The following is a 16228-nucleotide window of genomic DNA, read 5'->3' as shown; positions in this document are numbered from 1 at the left end:
ATGCGGTCCGATCCGGGGTTTACCGCCTCGCTTGTGTTCGCCAACCGGGCTTGGGCATACTGACACCGCGCGCATGATTTGAAGGACCTTCCCCTTGGACAGCAGCCTCAGAACCGACTGGCTTCGCTTCGCACTTGCCGCGGGTATCGTTGTCATTCTGGCCTATCTTTTCTGGACGGGATCGCGCTATCCGGCGCTGGATGAAAAGGCGATGATGTCCGGCGCGATCCAGCTGGAAGATCCGCTGGGGTTCGAGGCCAAGTTCCCGCTGACCGAGGACATGACCATCTGGCAGCGGATGTTCTGGACCACGCTGAATTGGATCAGCACCAACAAGAAGGGCATGACCTTTGGCGTGCTATTTGCCGCCGCCTTTCTGACCGCCGCGCCCTATATGCGGCGCAAGAGTTTCCGGGGCGGGTTTGCCAATTCGGTGCTGGGGCTGGCCATCGGCACGCCGCTGGGCGTCTGCGTGAACTGCGCCGCGCCGATTGCACGGGGCATGTATTCCGGCGGCTTGCGGGCGGAGACAACGCTGTCTGCAATGATCGCCTCTCCGACGCTGAACGTGGTGGTGCTGACCATGCTTTTCAGCCTGCTGCCGTTCTACATGGCGGTGACGAAGATCGCGCTCAGCCTGCTGATCATCCTAGTGATCGTGCCGCTGATCTGCCGCACCCTGCCCGAGGTCGAAGCGCCAGAGGCGGTCTGCCCCCTGCCCCCTGCCCCGCGTCCGGGGGTGCATCTGGCGCTCCGCGACGTGGCGGTGAGCTATGCGCAGAACCTGTGGTTCATCCTGAAGATGACCGTGCCGCTGATGCTGCTGGCGGGGGCCTTGGGGGCGGTGGTGGCGACGCTGTTGCCGCAGGATCTGATCACCGGCCTGTCCTTCAGCCTGATCGCGCTGGTGTTGATCGGACTGGTCGGGGTGTTCCTGCCGGTGCCGATTGCCTTTGACGTGGTGGTGACGGGGGCGCTGCTGTCGCTGGGGTTGAGCCATGGCTACGTCATGGTCCTGTTGTTCACGCTGGGCAGTTTTTCGGTCTACTCGTTCTTTATCGTGGTGCAATCCGTGGGGATGCGGGCCGGGCTGTTGTTGGCAGCCAGCGTGACCGGGCTGGGGATCCTCGCCGGGGCGGGCGCGCAGTATTACCACGATTGGCAAACCGACCGCGCCCTGCGGATGCTGACCGGAGAGGCCGCAACACCGCGCCTGATGTGGGCCGCAGAGGCGGCAGAGGCCGACCCCTGGACCGTGACCAGCCCCGATGCCGCCCGCATCATCGTCGAGCCGCGCGCCTTTGCGCCGCGCTCTCCCGCCGGAGAGGCGCCGTTCACCCGGCTGGAGGGCTGGGAAATCGGGCTGGACCAGCCGGTGGAATTCGGCATGGCGGACATGTGGCCGCCGTTCTGGGAGGGGCGCAGCCTGTCGTCGGGCGATATCGACGGGGATGGCGACATGGATCTTGTCGTCGCCTCAACAGAGGTGGGGCTGCGGCTGTTCCTGAACGACGGGACAGGACGGTTCACGTTGCAGGAGGTCGATCTGGGCGAGTTGGCCGGTGCGCCGGTCTTCAACGCGGTGATCGTGGATCTGGACAATGACGGCGCGCGCGATCTCTTCGTCGCCACCTACCAGCGCGGAAATTTTGTGTTGAAGGGCGGGGCACAGGGCTTTGCCCCGCCGCAACGCCTGGCCAATGTCGATGGCGCGATGCTGAGTATGGCGCTGACCTTCGGCGACCCGGACCGGGACGGCGATCTGGACGTGGCGCTGGGGAACTGGGCGTCGGGCTGGTACCGGCGCATCCCGGGCGAGGAATCGCGCAACCGTATCCTGTGGAACGACGGCGGGCTGACCGGTGAAACCTACACCGACCTGCCCGGTATTCCCGGTGAAACCCTGTCGATCCTGTTCTCCGACCTCGACCGCGACGGCAAGGCGGACCTGCTGGTGGGCAATGATTTCGAGGTGCCGGATTTCTACTACATGGGCGACGGCGCGGGCGGCTTTCGCGCGATCACCCATCAGGACGGGCTGATCCCGCATACGACCACCACCACCATGGCTGTCAAGACCGCCGACCTCAGGAACGACGGCACCACCCAGCTATACCTTGCGCAGATCGCGGGCCGGTCGTCGGGGGTGTCGGATATCCTCAAGATGCAGCCCTTGGACCGCTACTGCGACGCGATCACGCGCGACGACCTGCGCCGCACCTGCGCGGACAACATGGCGATCAAACGCTGGTACAAATCCGGCAACAGCTTTGATCCGACCTATGCGGGCCGCTGTCAGGACCTGTCGGGCCGCGCTCAGGCCGAATGCAAGGCGATGCTGATCAAGGACCTTGCCATTCAGCGCAAGGACCCCGGCATCTGTGACCTGATCCCGCAGGCGCAAAACAAGGCGCGCGCCTATTGCCAGGTGCATTTCCGCCCCTCGCGCCCGATCACCACCAAAGAGGCCGACGCCGCCTTGCCCCAGATCAAACGGTCGAACGTCCTTCTGGCCCCCGCGACGGGCGGTTACACGGACGTGGCCGAGGATTGGGGCCTGGCCGTGGGCGGCTGGAGCTGGGACACCAAGATCGCCGACTTCGATCAGGACGGCTGGAAAGACGTCTACATCGTCAACGGCACCTGGGTCCCGAACGAAGTCAGCCCCTCCAACCTCTACTTCCGCAATACAGGAACCGGGTTCGTCGAGGCATCGGGAGAATTCGGTCTCGAGGACTATCTGATGACCGCCGCCGCCACGCAGTTCGACATGGATGGCGATGGTGATCTGGATCTCGTGACCTACCCGGTGAACGGGCCGCTGGCCGTCTTCCGCAACAACGCACAAAAAGGCCATGCGCTGACGGTCACCTTCAAGGACCTCGCCGGGAACCGCGACGGGATCGGCGCTCTGGTCTCGGTGACCGATACGCAGGGTGTGACCCGGTCCACGGAACTTCAGTTGGGCGGCGGTTTCATGTCTTTCGACGCCCCTGCGGCCCATTTCGGGCTCGGCGGGGCCGAAATGGCAGAACGCCTCATGATCCGCTGGGCCGATGGCAGCGAGACCGTGATCGAAGGCCAGTTCGCCACCGATACCCACTACCGCATCCGCCGCGCGCCGGACTGAGCGCCGCAAAGGGTCTGTTCGCCGGAGCCGCCTCTCGCTGATGCCGGAAAGAGGTGCGGCCGGGGAGGATGCAAGGGGGCGCAGCCCCGCGCGAAAGCGCGGCTTGCCCTTGCATCCTCCCGGGCTGTGCCTCAGGCATCAATCGGCGAGAGGCGGGTTCGGAGAACAGGCCCGTGTCTGTTCACTGGTGAGCCTTGAAGCCTGCAACGCCGCAGGCGCCTGCGGGACGGTGGGCGGGGCGCCTTTCCGGCCAGAGGCCGGGAACAGCGCCGTCCCCGGCCCGCCGCCGGAACACGCAAACACCTGCCGTGTTTGTCCCGGCACGCGTCAAGCCCGTTGAACCCGGCCTGCTTTCGCGGCAAGTAGAGGGACAGTCCCGCAGCATCGGTCAGATCATGGCAAAACTCTACCACGTCCCTCTCTCCCCCTTTTGCCGCAAGGTCCGCCTCAGCCTCGCTGAGAAAAAGATCGAATGCGAGTTGATCGAGGAGCGCTATTGGGAAAAGGATCCGGATTTCATCCGCCGCAACCCCGCCGCCAAGGTTCCCGTGCTGCGCATCGACGGCAAGACCATGGCCGAAAGCGCCGCCATCTGCGAATGGATCGAGGACAAGTACCCCGAACCCTCGCTGATGCCGCGCGGCGCGGATGCCCGCTATGAGGTCCGTCGCCTTGTGGGCTGGTTCGATGACAAGTTCCACAACGAGGTGACCTCGAAACTGCTGTACGAGCGGGTCAACAAGAAGGTCATGAAGGCGGGCTTTCCCGACAGCGGCAACGTCAAGGCCGGGGCGCGGGCGGTCAAGTATCATCTCGACTACATGGCCTGGCTGCTGGACCACCGTCGCTGGCTGGCCGGGGACAACATGACGCTGGCCGATTTCGCCGCCGCCGCGCATCTGTCCTCGCTCGACTATATCTCGGACGTGGACTGGAACCGGTCGAGCGTGGTCAAGGACTGGTACGCCAAGATCAAGTCGCGGCCGGCCTTCCGGTCGATCCTCGCCGATCAGGTACCGGGATTCCCGCCGCCGGCGCATTACGCGGACCTGGATTTCTGAGCGGTGCCGGTCTTGCGGCGCAAGACCATGGGGGACGCTGCCCCCCGTCCGCCCTTGGCGGACTCCCCCTGAGGTATTTCGAACCCAAAGAAGCAGGGGCCATGCCGTGCAAAAACTGACGGAGCGCTTGAAACGGGAGGCGGCGGAGGTCGGCTTTGCCGCGGCGCGGATCTGTCGTCCCGGCGACGTGCCCGAGGTCATGGAGCGTCTGAAGATGTTTCTGGCGCGCGGCCATCACGGGCAGATGGGCTGGCTGGCGGATCGGGTGCACTGGCGCGGCGCGCCGGATGTGCTCTGGCCCGAGGCGCGCTCTGTCATCATGCTGGCCGAGAATTACGGGCCTGCGCATGATCCGCTGGAGGTGCTGTCCCGGCGCGACCGGGCCGCGATCAGCGTCTATGCGCAGAACCGGGACTATCACGACGTGGTCAAGAAGCGCCTGAAGCGGCTGGCGCGCTGGCTGATCGCTGAGGCCGGGTCCGAGCCACCTGCCGAGGTGAAGGTCTTTGTGGATACTGCCCCGGTGCCGGAAAAAGCGCTGGCGCAGGCGGCGGGACTGGGATGGCAGGGCAAGCACACCAATCTTGTCAGCCGCGATCTTGGGTCCTGGCTGTTTCTTGGCTGCATCTTTACCACGCTGGATTTGCCGGTGGACGGCGCGGAGCGGGACCATTGCGGATCCTGCCGGGCCTGTCTGGGCATCTGCCCGACGGATGCCTTTCCGGCCCCCTACCAGCTGGATGCGCGGCGCTGCATTTCCTACCTGACCATCGAGCACAAGGGCCCGGTGGACGCGGCGCTGCGACCGGCGCTGGGCAACCGGATCTATGGCTGTGACGACTGTCTGGCTGTCTGCCCGTGGAACAAATTTGCACGGCGGGCCGAAGAGGTTAAATACCACGCGCGGCCCGACCTGATCGCGCCGCCGCTGGCGGAACTGGCGGCGCTGGACTATGCCGCGTTCCGGGCGCGGTTTTCCGGTTCTCCGATCAAGCGGATCGGGCGGGACCGTTTCGTGCGCAACACCTGTTATGCCATCGGAAACTCCGGCGATGCCGCACTGCTTCCTGCGGTTCAGGCGCTGGTCGAGGATGCGGATGACGCGGTGCGCGATGCGGCGCGCTGGGCCGTGGATCGCCTGTTGTCGATCTGATCCGGAGGGGGAGCAAGACGGACGCTGAGCTGCCATCTCAGCGCCCGGAGCAACAGGTGTTTTCTTGGGAGAAAATCGTTGTCACTCGGTATTTACATGGCAGCACGCCCGGGATGGCGCAAGAGGTGCGCAAGTCAACGTGAGTTTGGTGACATTTCGCTTTGATCTTGGCCCCGCAGCCCCATCTATTGTGGCGAGCGGACCGCACAGCAGCCCCAGGAGGACAAATTGGCAAAATATGAGCGAAGACCGGAGGTTATCCACAGCCTGACGCCCGAGCAGTTCCACGTCACCCAGGAGAGCGGCACAGAGCGTCCGGGGACCGGCGAATATCTGCACAACAAGGCGCCGGGCATCTATGTCGATGTGGTTTCGGGCGAACCGCTGTTCGCCAGCGCCGCGAAATACGAATCGGGCTGCGGCTGGCCCAGTTTCGTGAAGCCCATCGAGCCGGACAATATCGTCGAGTTGCGCGACGCCACGCTTGGCATGATCCGGACAGAGGTGCGATCGCGCCACGGGGACAGCCATCTGGGCCATGTTTTCCCGGACGGGCCGCCGGATCAGGGCGGGCTGCGCTACTGTATCAACTCCGCCTCGTTGCGGTTCATCCACCGTGACGACATGGCCGCTGAAGGCTATGCTGACTACATCGATCAGGTGGAGGACGTGGAATGACCGAGAGAGCCGTACTCGCCGGCGGGTGCTTCTGGGGCATGGAAGAGCTGATCCGCAAGCTGCCCGGGGTGGAAAAGACCCGCGTCGGTTACACCGGAGGCGACGTGAAGAACGCCACCTATCGCAACCACGGCACCCATGCGGAGGGGATCGAAATCCTGTTCGACCCGGACAGGATCTCTTACCGGCGCTTGCTGGAGTTCTTTTTCCAGATCCATGATCCGACCACGCTGAACCGGCAGGGCAACGATCTGGGCATGAGCTATCGCTCGGCCATCTACTACGTGACCGAAGACCAGCGGCAATGCGCGTTGGACACCATCGCTGACGTGGAGGCCTCGGGCCTCTGGCCCGGCAAGGTGGTGACGGAGGTCGAGCCGGTTGGGGATTTCTGGGAAGCCGAGCCCGAGCATCAGGATTACCTGCAGCGCTATCCCGGCGGCTATACTTGCCACTTCCCGCGCGCCGACTGGGTGTTGCCCAAGCGGGACGCGGCCGAATAGGCGTTCTGTCCAACCAAGGAGCGATCCATGCGGATGCGTATGGGTCGCTTGTCTAATTGGGCAATCCTCAGAAGGATCGCCGGCCGCTATATCCAGCTTAACAATTTGGTGGAGAACGGATCATGACGGCAGCGGCATTCTGGGACAACATTGCAGAGAAATATTCCAAGCAGCCCATCGGCAACATGGACGCCTACGAGGCGACGCTTGAACGGGTCCGCCACTGGCTGCGGCCAGAAATGGAGGTGTTGGAGATCGGCTGCGGCACCGGGACAACGGCGCTGAAGCTGTCAGGGTCGGCACGGGCGATCCTTGGCACGGACCTGTCCGGGGAAATGGTGCGCATCGCCAATGAAAAGGCGGCAGAGGTTCCGCACGTCCGGTTCGAAACCGCAAGCGCCGAGCAGGCGGGCGCAGGCCAGCGGTTCGATGTGGTCATGGCGTTCAACCTGCTGCATCTGGTCGAGGATCCGGCGGCGGTCTCTGCGCATGTGCGCGGGCTATTGGCGCCGGGCGGGCTGTTCATTTCCAAGACGCCCTGCCTTGGCGGCAAACCGTGGTTCCGCCCATTGATCTGGGCGTTGCAACTGGTGGGCAAGGCGCCGAAGCCGGTGCAGTATCTGCGCCCCGCGCAGGTTGAGGCCACGCTCCGCGCGGCTGGATTCGAGATCGTGGAAACCGGCGGCTACCCCAAGAAACTGCCCAGTCATTTCGTTGTCGCGCGCGCGGTCTGACTATCCGGTCAGGATTTCGAGGGGAGTACGACGCTGTCGGACATCTCCTTGAGGAGGGTGGCGGAGCGGCGCAGCGCGTCGGTTTCGCCCGTGTCCAGATCGGGCCAGAGCGTGGCCGAGACGCCCTGCCCGCCTACAAGCCGGGGCAAGGACAGCGCAACCTTGGGTACACCCAGCACCTCCTCCTCGACCACCGAGACGGAGAGCACCGCCTGTTCGTCGCGGACGATGGCGCGGGTGATGCGGGCCAGACCGGCGCCGATGCCGTACCATGTGGCGCCCTTGCCTTCGAAGATGGTGTAGGCGGCGCGGCGCACGCCTTCGTCGATGCGGGCGCGGACGTTCTGGGTGAGCGGCGCGCCGACCTGCGCGGCAAAGGCGGTCAGCTCCACCGATCCGGCGCGGGCGCTGGACCAGGCCAGCACCTCTGAATCGCCGTGTTCGCCCAGAACATAGCTGTGGACGGAGCCGGGCGAGATGCCGAGGTGCCGCCCGATCAGCCAGCGGAACCGGGCGGTGTCGAGGATGGTGCCCGATCCGATCACGCGGGTGGGTGGCAGGCCGGACAGGCGGGTGGAGATTTCGGTGATGACATCGACCGGGTTGCTGGCGATCAGGAGGATGGCCCCCGGGGCGACGGTCATGACCTCGCCGATGACGGCGCGAAAGACCTCGGCGTTGCGGGACAGAAGCTGGGGGCGGGTCTCGCCCGGCTTTTGCGAGACTCCGCAGGCGAGGATGACCACGGCGGCGTCCTTGATGTCGGCATAGGTGCCCGCGCGGACATTGGTGGTCCCGGCGAAGGGGACGGCGTGGGCGATGTCCTCGGCCTCGGCCCGGGCGCGGGCGGCGTTGAGGTCGATCAGGACGAGATCCGAGACGATGTTCTGCAGGACAAGGGCAAAGCCCGCGGATGAGCCGACCATCCCTGCCCCGACGATACCGACTTTCATGCGACTCTCCCCTTTGGGTCTGGTGCCTTGGGGGAGTGTGCCCGCTGGGGGTTGGGATGCCAATGGCGGAGGGGGTTTGGAGGGGGTGTCCACGCGTGGACAGCTTAGGGGGAATGCAGAATCAAGGGGTTACAGGGACGAATTTACGGTTTGTTTAGATTTGGTGGGTTGGTTACCGGAGGCGGACAGCGGTTTCGGGATTTGGAGCGGGCGCAATCGGTACTCGATGTATTGTGGGCTGGTTGAAGGGGATTACAGGGGAACGCCGGTTTCTTTCCATGCAATCGCGCAAGCATGCGGCGCAATCAATCGGGAGGACGCCAATGTTTCCGACTGTAATCTCAACGTTCAAAATTTGATTGATTTGCTGCGTGCCGTCGATTGGTTTCCCCCTGGTTTGTAAAGCAAGATTAAGGAATGAGCGGCTACAGAGATCCAATGTCCAAGGCCGTTTTCATAGGTTTGCTCGCGTCCTCACTGTGCGCCCCCCCAGTGCTGGCGGTTCTTTCCACGCCGCTTCCCCAAGACGGACCACGGCTGGTGCTGCATCCGCCCTGGGTGGACGGTGTGAGGCTGGTGCAATTGGCTGGCGGTCGCCCGATTGGACCCAATCGCGCGCCGATAGGCGTGCTGGCCTTCGCATCGGACAATGTGGATTTCGATCATCGCCTTCACGCGGCAGGTGCGTGGACGGTTCTTGGCGGCAAATCCGTTGCAGCGCTTTGCGGCCTTGATGCTGAAGATTCCGGGAGAGGAACGGGCTTATGACGACTGACGCGTTGTGCAAGGCTCGGGTGACCGGGCAGAAAATCGTTTTTGGCGCCATAATCGGCGTAGCGGCGCTGCCCCCCTTGATCGCGCTCCTGCGCGACGCGCCGATTTGGGCCTACCTGGGAGCAAGCGCCACATTGATCGTGCTGTCACTGATCGTTTTTCGCCACCAAGGGGCCGTTGCAAGGTACAGCCTTGCGACCGCTCTCTTGGGAGCTGTCATGCTGACCACTGCATCACTCAGTGGGCATCCCTGGCAGCTCGACAGTCACATGCTCTATTTCGCCGCGATGGCCGGGCTTGTCGTTATGGTCGACATACGCGCACTGGTTCTGGGCGTTGTACTGGTCGCGGTACAACACCTCTCGCTCAGCATCGTGTTGCCGAGCCTGATCTACCCGGCCGCCGATCTGGTGACAAACATCGAACGCGCCGCTGTTCACGGCGCGGTTTTGATCTTCGAGGCTGCCTCGCTGATCTACGCAGTTTGGGTGCGTCAGAAGCAGACCCTGCAGGCAGAGAAAGACCAGGCGAACGTGGAATCCATGCTGGAACAGGCCCGCAATGTTCAGATCGAAAACGAAAAAGCGCAAGCTGATCAACAGATCGTCGTCAGCGCCCTGCGAAAAAATCTGACCCGCTTGGCCGATCGGGACCTTTCGACGCTTATTCTGGACCCTTTCCCCGGTGAGTATGAGCAACTGCGCACGGACTACAACGCCGCCGTGGCAGAGCTTTCGCGCACCATTGCATCGGTGGCGACGCATGCAAACGATCTGGCTGAAGGTTCCCGGGACATCACAGAGGCAACCAATGATCTCTCCGGTCGGACAGAGAGTCAGGCTGCGACGCTGGAACAGACTGCGGCTGCACTCGAAGAGATCACCTCTTCAGTCAAGTCCGCTGCAGACAGCGCAAACAAAGTGGAGCAGTTCGTTTCTGAAACCAGGGAGAAGGCACTGGCGTCGGGCGAACAGGTCACGTCTGCCGTCTCTGCCATGTCGGGCATAGAGAAAAGCTCTGAACAGATCGCACAAATCATTACCGTGATCGATGACATTGCTTTCCAGACCAACCTGCTGTCGCTCAACGCCGGGGTTGAAGCGGCGCGGGCGGGAGAGGCGGGCAAGGGCTTTGCGGTTGTCGCGACCGAGGTGCGCGCGCTGGCCCAGCGATCTTCGACGGCAGCAGCCGACATCAGGGACCTGATCACCGGCTCTACATCGCAAATCACTGGCGGTGTGAGCATGGTGAAAGACGTGGGCGACTCTCTGATGGAGATCATCGACCGCGTGGATCGGATTTCGGGTTTTGTCAGCGAGATTGCGCAAGGCACCGCGGAGCAGGCGCAGGGTCTGGACGACATAAATGTCGGCGTCAGCAACCTGGATCAGGTCACGCAGAAAAATGCCGCCATGGTTGCAGAAAGCACGGCGGCCGCGCGGTCCTGTGGCGCTTTCGCGGCGCAGCTAAAATCGTCGATGCAGCACTTTACTCTGGCACATGACATCGGCGAGCGGCGCGCCACCGAATACCTGGAGCCGCAAATCGCCGAGGTCAGTACGACACAGGGGATGGCCGGTTTATTGCCGCAAGTCACTTCTCATCAGGAGTGGTTTGGTGCGGGTGACAATGAGCAGGTTGAGAAGAAGGTTTCAGGTGGTGAGACTGGACTTTGGCAGAACTTCTAAGTCACATCTGGCAGCGGCGAAATCAGCGTTGCCGTGATCAATATCCGCCTCCTCGATAGCGCGCGTTTCAGATCGCTATTTCGACGAAGCTGGACACCCCGCCCTTTGCGTCGATCAAAAATGGCAACAGCGGCCTCCAATCGAACGAAACGAAAGGAGCCTCTATCGACGAGCCCCTCCCCTCACCCCCGTTCCAGCGGGCTGGGCAGGTCGCGTGGGTGTCTTGGCCTGTTGCGGGTGAGGTCGTCGCGCAGGTTGGCGGCGGTGGGGGGCCGCTCGGCCACCTTGGGCGCTCCCATCTCTGGTGTCAGGATGTGGCGCAGCAGGGCGACGGGGTGGGCGCGCAGGGACAGGCGCATGGCGACGTAATCCTCGACCACTTCTTCGCCCAGTGTCATGTCGGGCAGCGCGGCGGCGGCCTCGGAGATCGCCTCGCCGTCCATGTCGCGGGAAAACAGCGGCAGTTCGCCGCCCTTCATCAGCGCCTTGGCCTGCCACAGCGCCTCGCGCCGGGTCAGGCCGAGGTCGGCAAAGACATCCGCCTCTGACAGCCGCGCCAGCACCGAGGGTTGCAGCCCGGCCCGCCGCCAGACGTCGCGCACCGCCGCGTAGCCGTTGCCGCGCGCCGCCGTCAGCCATGCGGCGTCATCCTCTGACAGCCCCTTGATCTGGCGAAAGCCCAGCCGCAGGGCCATGCCGCCGCGCCCGTCCGGTTCCATCACGTTGTCCCAATAGCTGTGGTTGACGCAGACCGGGCGCACGGGAACCCCGTGTTCGCGCGCATCGCGGACGATCTGGGCGGGCGCGTAGAAGCCCATCGGCTGGGAATTCAGCAGGGCGCAGGCGAAGATGCCCGGATAATGGCATTTCAGCCAGGCCGAGGCATAGACCAGCAGGGCAAAGCTGGCGGCGTGGCTTTCGGGGAAGCCATAGGAGCCGAAGCCCTCGATCTGGCTGAAACAGCGTTCGGCAAAGTCGCGGTCATAGCCCTTTTGCGCCATGCCGCGCAGGAAGAGGCTGCGGAATTCGCTGACATTGCCGTGTTTCTTGAAGGTGGCGAGGGAGCGGCGCAGGCGGTCGGCCTGTTCGGGGGTAAAGCCCGCGCCGACGATGGCGATCTGCATGGCCTGTTCTTGGAAGAGGGGGACGCCGAGGGTCTTGCCCAGCACCTCTCCCAGCTCATCCGAGGGGAATTCGACACGCTCCTCACCGTTGCGACGGCGGATGTAGGGGTGGACCATGTCGCCCTGGATCGGCCCGGGGCGGATGATGGCGACCTCGATCACCAGATCGTAGAAGTTGCGCGGGCGCATGCGGGGCAGAAAGTTCATCTGCGCGCGGGATTCGACCTGAAAGACGCCGACGCTGTCGGCGCGGCAGAGCATGTCGTAGACCAGCGGATCCTCCGGCGGGAGGGTGGCGAGCGTGTGGCGGTCCCCGTGGTGCATGGCGATCAGGTCAAAGGCCTTGCGGATGCAGGTGAGCATGCCGAGGCTGAGCACGTCGACCTTGAGGATGCCAAGGCTGTCGATGTCGTCCTTGTCCCAGCAGATGACGGTGCGCCCCTCCATCGCGGCGTTTTCGATCGGGACAAGTTCGTCCAGCCGCCCTTCGGTGATGATGAAGCCGCCGACGTGTTGGCTGAGGTGGCGGGGAAAGCCGATGATCTCATAGATCAACTCCATCGTCAGTTGCAGGCGGCGGTCGGTGGGGTCGAGGCCGATCTCGCGCATGCGTTCGTGTTCCAGCCCCTTGGTCGAGAAGAAGCCCCAAAGTTGGCTGGAAAGCGCGCCGAGGGTGTCCTGTGACAGGCCCATCGCCGCGCCGACCTCACGGATGGCGCGTTTGCCGCGGTAGTGGATGACGGTGGCGCAGAGGCCCGCGCGGTGGCGGCCATAGGTTTCGTAGATGTGCTGGATGACCTCCTCACGGCGTTCGTGTTCGAAATCGACGTCGATGTCGGGCGGTTCATCGCGCGCCTCGGAAACGAAGCGTTCGAACACCATGGTGCCGATTTCCGGGCTGACGGAGGTGACGCCGAGCGCGTAGCAGGTGATGGAATTGGCCGCCGATCCGCGCCCCTGACAGAGGATGCCGCGCGACCGGGCAAAGGCGACGATGTCGCGGACGGTGAGGAAATAGGGCTCATATTTCAGCTTGGCGATGAGGGTCAGCTCATGCTGCAGCATCTTTTGCACGCGGTCGGGTGCGCCGGCGGGGTAGCGCCATTTCAGCCCCTCCTGGGCAAGGCGCGCAAGGCGGTCGGAGGCGGTTTCGCCCCCGGCGATCTCTGACGGGTATTCGTAGCGCAGGCTGGCGATGTCGAAGGTGCATCTGTCGGCCAGCGCGGCGGCGCGGGGGATGGCATCGGCATGGGGGCCGAGGATGCGGCGCATCTCTGGCTCTGCCCGCAGGCGCTGTTCGGCATTGGCCAGCGCCGCCCGGCCAAGGCGGTCCACCCGGGTGCCGGTGCGGATGGCGGTCAGCACGTCGGCCATCTTGCGGCGGCGTCCGTGGTGCATCAGCGGCGCGGCACTGGCGAGCGTGGGGATCTGCAAGCGCTCGGCAAGGCGGGCGTGGGCATCCAGACGCTCCCTGTCCTGCCCGTCGTAGCGGGGCGACAAGGCGAGGTGCATCTGCGCGCCGTGGCTGTCGGCCAGCGCCTCGGCCCTGTCGATCCAGTCGCGGCCGGGTTTGCGCGGGACATGCAGGATCAGTTCCAGCCCCTCGGCTTTTTCGGTCAGGTCGGACAGGGTCAGGATGCAGTCACCCTTTTCGGCGCGCAGCCGCCCGGTGGACAGCAGGCGGCAGAGCGTGGCCCAGCCCGTGCGGCTGGCCGCAAGGGCGGTGAGTTCCACGCCTTCGGCAAAGACCAGACGCGCGGCGGGGATCAGGCGGGGAACATGGCGCACGGAAGCGCGCGGGGGATCGGGGACATGCGGCGGTTTTGGCGGGCCGATAAAACCGCCTTCGGCCTCCAGCCGGTCCAGTTCCGCCACCTGCCGGGCGATTTCCTTGGCCGCGGTAAAAGCGCGGACGATTCCGGCGACGGAATTGACGTCCGCCACGGCGATGGCCGACAGCCCCATGAGCGCGGCACGCTGCATGTATTCCTCGGGGTGGGACGCCCCGGTGAGGAAGGTGAAGTTGGAGGTGATGCATAGCTCGGCGAACATGCGGGACAGTATATTCCCGTTTTGTTCTCACGGCGAGTCCCCAGAGCGGGGGATGCGCGGCTTCTCCGGCGAACCGGTGCGTAAAGAACGGTGCCCGAGCTGACTGCAATCAACCAGATTGGCGATCATAGGCGCCAATGCCGCCAGTCGAACACCTTGTCGCTAATCGCGACTACTGCTGGATCGACTCCAGATAATAGACGAGGGACAGGATACGCCCCTTCGCCACCATATCCGCAGACTCGCCGCGCTCGCTGGTTGCCGAAGTGAGGTAACGCTCTCCCCAGATCGGCATTGCGCTGCCGTGCGCGCGGATGATCTTGCGTCCGTCTACCATCCAGACGACGTATTCGAAGGGAAAGGTCCCATCGCCCTTTTCCGCAGCCAAGGTCGTAAGATTGGGCGTTTCGATGTTCAGCAGGCCGGCAAGCGGCCCGTCCCCAAGTCCGGATTCACCATGACAACCCGCACAGGCGACCATGTACTCGTACCGGCCCGCGTCATCCTCCGAAAAGGCTGCAGTGGCCATACCTGCCAGCGATGCAGCCAGCGCCATTAAATTCATCTTCATAGCTTGTCTCCCATCTACAATCATCTGCTGGTTGATGGGTCATCAGTCTGATCGAAAAACCCCGTGTGCCAATGATCTGCATCAAGGCACTCTGGGGCGGGAGGCGCGCCTGCCGGTCAGCCAAACGGGATGTTTGGACGGTGATACCCGCCGGGGTGGGCGCGGTCAGGGGGGTCAGGGCAGCTGCTGCCGGGCCGGAACCGCGCCGCGTTCCGACAGGGGCAAACCGACCGTGCCGGGCGCCTCAGCGCCGTTTCAGCGTGTCGCCGTAGGAAATCCGCGGGGTGAGTTCGATGATTTTCTCGACCTCGACATCCGGGTTGTCGACCCGGGCGGCGATGATCTCGGCCGCCTTGACGCCGACCTCTGCCCGGCAGGCGTCCATCGTCGCCAGCTGACGCGGCAGACCGTCCAGCAGTTCGACCCCGTTGAAGCCGGCAAGCCCGATCTGTCCGGGAATGTCGATGCCCGCGTCCAGCAGGTGCATCAACCCGCCGGCGGCAATCATGTCATTGGAGTAATAGAGGAAATCGATCTCTGGATCGCGTTCCAGCATGGCCTTGGTCATCTCGCGCCCCTTGGCCAGGGCCGAACCGCCGGAATAGAATTCCTGATCCACGACCTCGACGCCCTCTTTGGCCAGCGCCTCCGTGAACCCCTCGAACCGCTTTCGCGCGCGGTGATCCAGCGGCATCTTGGTGCCCATGAAACCGATGCGCTGATAGCCCTGTTTCAGGATCGCACGGGCCATTTCACGCCCCGCCCGGCGGTGCGAGATGCCGACGGCGCAATCGATCGGGGTGCCGTCGGTATCCATGATCTCGACCACCGGGATGCCGCTGGCCTTGAGCATGGCGCGCGCGGCGTCGGTGTGTTCCAAACCGGCGATGATCACGCCCGAGGGACGCCACGACAGCATCTCGTAGAGCACGCGTTCTTCTTTTTCCGGCATGTAGTCGGAAACGCCGACAACCGGCTGCAGATCGGTCTGTTCCAAGACGCCGGATATGCCCGACAGCACCTCGGGGAAGACCATGTTGCGCAGGGAGGGGATGATGACGGCGACAAGGTTGACCCGCTGGCTGGCCAGCGCGCCTGCGATCTTGTTGGGCACGTAGCCCAGCGTCTTGGCCGCCTCCAGCACCTTTTCGCGGGTCGCCTGACTGACGTCACCGCGGTTGCGCAGCACGCGACTGACCGTCATTTCGGACACCCCCGAAGCCTCGGAAACATCGCGAAGGGTGAGCGGGCGGGGATCGTCAGCGGCCAATGTCGTTTCCTTTTCGGAGAGTTGAGCGCAGGTTACCGCAATCCCGGCCATGTTCAAGGGACTGCATGCGTCGGCGCGCATACGGGATGACAACGGTTTTGAGGCAGGGTATCAGACAGGCACGGCTCCGTGGCTCAACTGGATAGAGCAGCCCCCTCCTAAGGGGCAGGTTGCAGGTTCGAATCCTGCCGGGGTCGCCATAAATTTCAAAGACTTTCATCCTTCCTAAGGACACTGAACCTTTCGGCCGGAACGACACCCGGAACGAAACATTTAGGTGTTCGTCGTTTGGGAGGCGCCCCATCATCACTCTGCACAACGCAAAGCGGATTGCTCGCCACAGTTCACTGACCTGCGACCCCGTGCTCCACCCTATGCGCTTCGCTGAATGCAATCATCGTTTCAGTGGACGGTCGAGCTCCGCTTGGGCGAAATACGCCGATGCTTTCTTCAGTATCTCGTTTGCCTGCCGAAGTTCGCGGACTTCACGCTCCAAATCCCTGATCCGGATCCGGATCCGAACACAGCTGTTCGCCT

Annotated in this window: 12 protein-coding genes, 1 tRNA gene, 1 pseudogene and 1 other annotated feature; of the genes and pseudogenes, 9 read left to right on the top strand and 5 right to left on the bottom strand. The window is 63.8% G+C overall.

Features of this window, described 5'->3' with window-relative positions; genetic code table 11:
• Nucleotides 1–94 precede the first annotated feature (94 nt).
• The 6 genes from ACTXGA_RS07530 to ACTXGA_RS07505 all read left to right on the top strand — a co-directional run bounded on the left by ACTXGA_RS07530 (nt 95) and on the right by ACTXGA_RS07505 (nt 7259).
• Nucleotides 95–3130: an FG-GAP-like repeat-containing protein gene (locus tag ACTXGA_RS07530; protein ID WP_443392531.1), complete on the top strand. Its 3036-nt coding sequence runs from the start codon at nt 95–97 to the stop codon at nt 3128–3130.
• A 395-nt stretch (nt 3131–3525) separates the two neighbouring features.
• Entirely contained in the window at nt 3526–4191 is a 666-nt protein-coding gene (gene fzlA, locus ACTXGA_RS07525; protein ID WP_443392530.1) for an FtsZ-binding protein FzlA, read from the top strand.
• Between the two features lie 106 nt (nt 4192–4297).
• Entirely contained in the window at nt 4298–5344 is a 1047-nt protein-coding gene (gene queG, locus ACTXGA_RS07520; RefSeq protein ID WP_443392529.1) for a tRNA epoxyqueuosine(34) reductase QueG, read from the top strand.
• Nucleotides 5345–5572: 228 nt separating this feature from the next.
• The gene (gene msrB / locus ACTXGA_RS07515) at nt 5573–6022 is read left to right on the top strand and encodes a peptide-methionine (R)-S-oxide reductase MsrB (protein ID WP_443392528.1); all 450 of its coding nucleotides are present in this window, start codon (nt 5573–5575) and stop codon (nt 6020–6022) included.
• Nucleotides 6019–6525, top strand: a complete 507-nt coding sequence (gene msrA / locus ACTXGA_RS07510; RefSeq protein WP_443392527.1) for a peptide-methionine (S)-S-oxide reductase MsrA — start codon at nt 6019–6021, stop codon at nt 6523–6525. The genes msrB and msrA overlap by 4 nt, the downstream gene beginning before the upstream one ends.
• 122 nt (nt 6526–6647) lie before the next feature.
• The gene (locus ACTXGA_RS07505; protein WP_443392526.1) at nt 6648–7259 is read left to right on the top strand and encodes a class I SAM-dependent methyltransferase; all 612 of its coding nucleotides are present in this window, start codon (nt 6648–6650) and stop codon (nt 7257–7259) included.
• 8 nt (nt 7260–7267) lie between these two features.
• Here the strand turns inward: ACTXGA_RS07505 and ACTXGA_RS07500 are convergent, their stop codons facing one another.
• Nucleotides 7268–8212 (bottom strand): L-lactate dehydrogenase, encoded by a 945-nt coding sequence (locus tag ACTXGA_RS07500; protein WP_443392525.1) that lies wholly within the window; start codon nt 8210–8212, stop codon nt 7268–7270.
• A 438-nt stretch (nt 8213–8650) separates the two neighbouring features.
• Here ACTXGA_RS07500 and ACTXGA_RS07495 point away from each other — a divergent pair, with 438 nt between their 5' ends.
• Together ACTXGA_RS07495 and ACTXGA_RS07490 are read left to right on the top strand one after the other, a co-directional pair.
• On the top strand, nt 8651–8980 hold the full coding sequence (locus ACTXGA_RS07495) for a hypothetical protein (protein WP_443392524.1): 330 nt from the start codon (nt 8651–8653) through the stop codon (nt 8978–8980).
• Nucleotides 8977–10674: a methyl-accepting chemotaxis protein gene (locus tag ACTXGA_RS07490; RefSeq protein ID WP_443392523.1), complete on the top strand. Its 1698-nt coding sequence runs from the start codon at nt 8977–8979 to the stop codon at nt 10672–10674. Before ACTXGA_RS07495 ends, ACTXGA_RS07490 begins: the two co-directional genes overlap by 4 nt.
• A 182-nt stretch (nt 10675–10856) precedes the next feature.
• Here ACTXGA_RS07490 and ACTXGA_RS07485 read toward each other — a convergent pair whose 3' ends face one another.
• The 3 genes from ACTXGA_RS07485 to ACTXGA_RS07475 all read right to left on the bottom strand — a co-directional run bounded on the left by ACTXGA_RS07485 (nt 10857) and on the right by ACTXGA_RS07475 (nt 15742).
• The gene (locus ACTXGA_RS07485; RefSeq protein ID WP_443392522.1) at nt 10857–13850 is read right to left on the bottom strand and encodes an error-prone DNA polymerase; all 2994 of its coding nucleotides are present in this window, start codon (nt 13848–13850) and stop codon (nt 10857–10859) included.
• 172 nt (nt 13851–14022) lie between these two features.
• Nucleotides 14023–14421, bottom strand: a complete 399-nt coding sequence (locus ACTXGA_RS07480) for a c-type cytochrome (RefSeq protein ID WP_443392521.1) — start codon at nt 14419–14421, stop codon at nt 14023–14025.
• Between the two features lie 244 nt (nt 14422–14665).
• Nucleotides 14666–15742 carry a LacI family DNA-binding transcriptional regulator gene (locus ACTXGA_RS07475; protein WP_443392520.1) on the bottom strand — a complete coding sequence of 359 codons (1077 nt, stop codon included), beginning with the start codon at nt 15740–15742 and terminating at the stop codon, nt 14666–14668.
• A 72-nt stretch (nt 15743–15814) separates the two neighbouring features.
• Here ACTXGA_RS07475 and ACTXGA_RS07470 point away from each other — a divergent pair.
• Nucleotides 15815–15891, top strand: a tRNA-Arg gene (locus ACTXGA_RS07470).
• Nucleotides 15892–16017: 126 nt separating this feature from the next.
• Nucleotides 16018–16131: a sequence feature (AL1L pseudoknot), on the bottom strand.
• Here ACTXGA_RS07470 and ACTXGA_RS07465 read toward each other — a convergent pair.
• A pseudogene (locus ACTXGA_RS07465) lies at nt 16048–16205 on the bottom strand (IS3 family transposase); the annotation flags it as partial. (Overlaps the previous feature by 84 nt.)
• Nucleotides 16206–16228 lie beyond the last annotated feature (23 nt).

The organism is Antarctobacter jejuensis (assembly GCF_052266595.1).
In the GTDB taxonomy this organism is placed as follows: domain Bacteria; phylum Pseudomonadota; class Alphaproteobacteria; order Rhodobacterales; family Rhodobacteraceae; genus Antarctobacter; species Antarctobacter jejuensis.
This window is presented reverse-complemented; position numbering and strand designations above follow the sequence as displayed.

Excerpts from the sequence above, each read along its gene's own strand:
- ACTXGA_RS07490 (WP_443392523.1), top strand. The coding sequence starts at position 8,977 with ATGACGACTGACGCGTTGTGCAAGGCTCGGGTGACCGGGCAGAAAATC.
- ACTXGA_RS07485 (WP_443392522.1), bottom strand. The coding sequence starts at position 13,850 with ATGTTCGCCGAGCTATGCATCACCTCCAACTTCACCTTCCTCACCGGG.
- ACTXGA_RS07475 (WP_443392520.1), bottom strand. The coding sequence starts at position 15,742 with ATGGCCGGGATTGCGGTAACCTGCGCTCAACTCTCCGAAAAGGAAACG.
- ACTXGA_RS07505 (WP_443392526.1), top strand. The coding sequence starts at position 6,648 with ATGACGGCAGCGGCATTCTGGGACAACATTGCAGAGAAATATTCCAAG.
- ACTXGA_RS07480 (WP_443392521.1), bottom strand. The coding sequence starts at position 14,421 with ATGAAGATGAATTTAATGGCGCTGGCTGCATCGCTGGCAGGTATGGCC.
- msrA (WP_443392527.1), top strand. The coding sequence starts at position 6,019 with ATGACCGAGAGAGCCGTACTCGCCGGCGGGTGCTTCTGGGGCATGGAA.
- ACTXGA_RS07500 (WP_443392525.1), bottom strand. The coding sequence starts at position 8,212 with ATGAAAGTCGGTATCGTCGGGGCAGGGATGGTCGGCTCATCCGCGGGC.
- fzlA (WP_443392530.1), top strand. The coding sequence starts at position 3,526 with ATGGCAAAACTCTACCACGTCCCTCTCTCCCCCTTTTGCCGCAAGGTC.
- ACTXGA_RS07495 (WP_443392524.1), top strand. The coding sequence starts at position 8,651 with ATGTCCAAGGCCGTTTTCATAGGTTTGCTCGCGTCCTCACTGTGCGCC.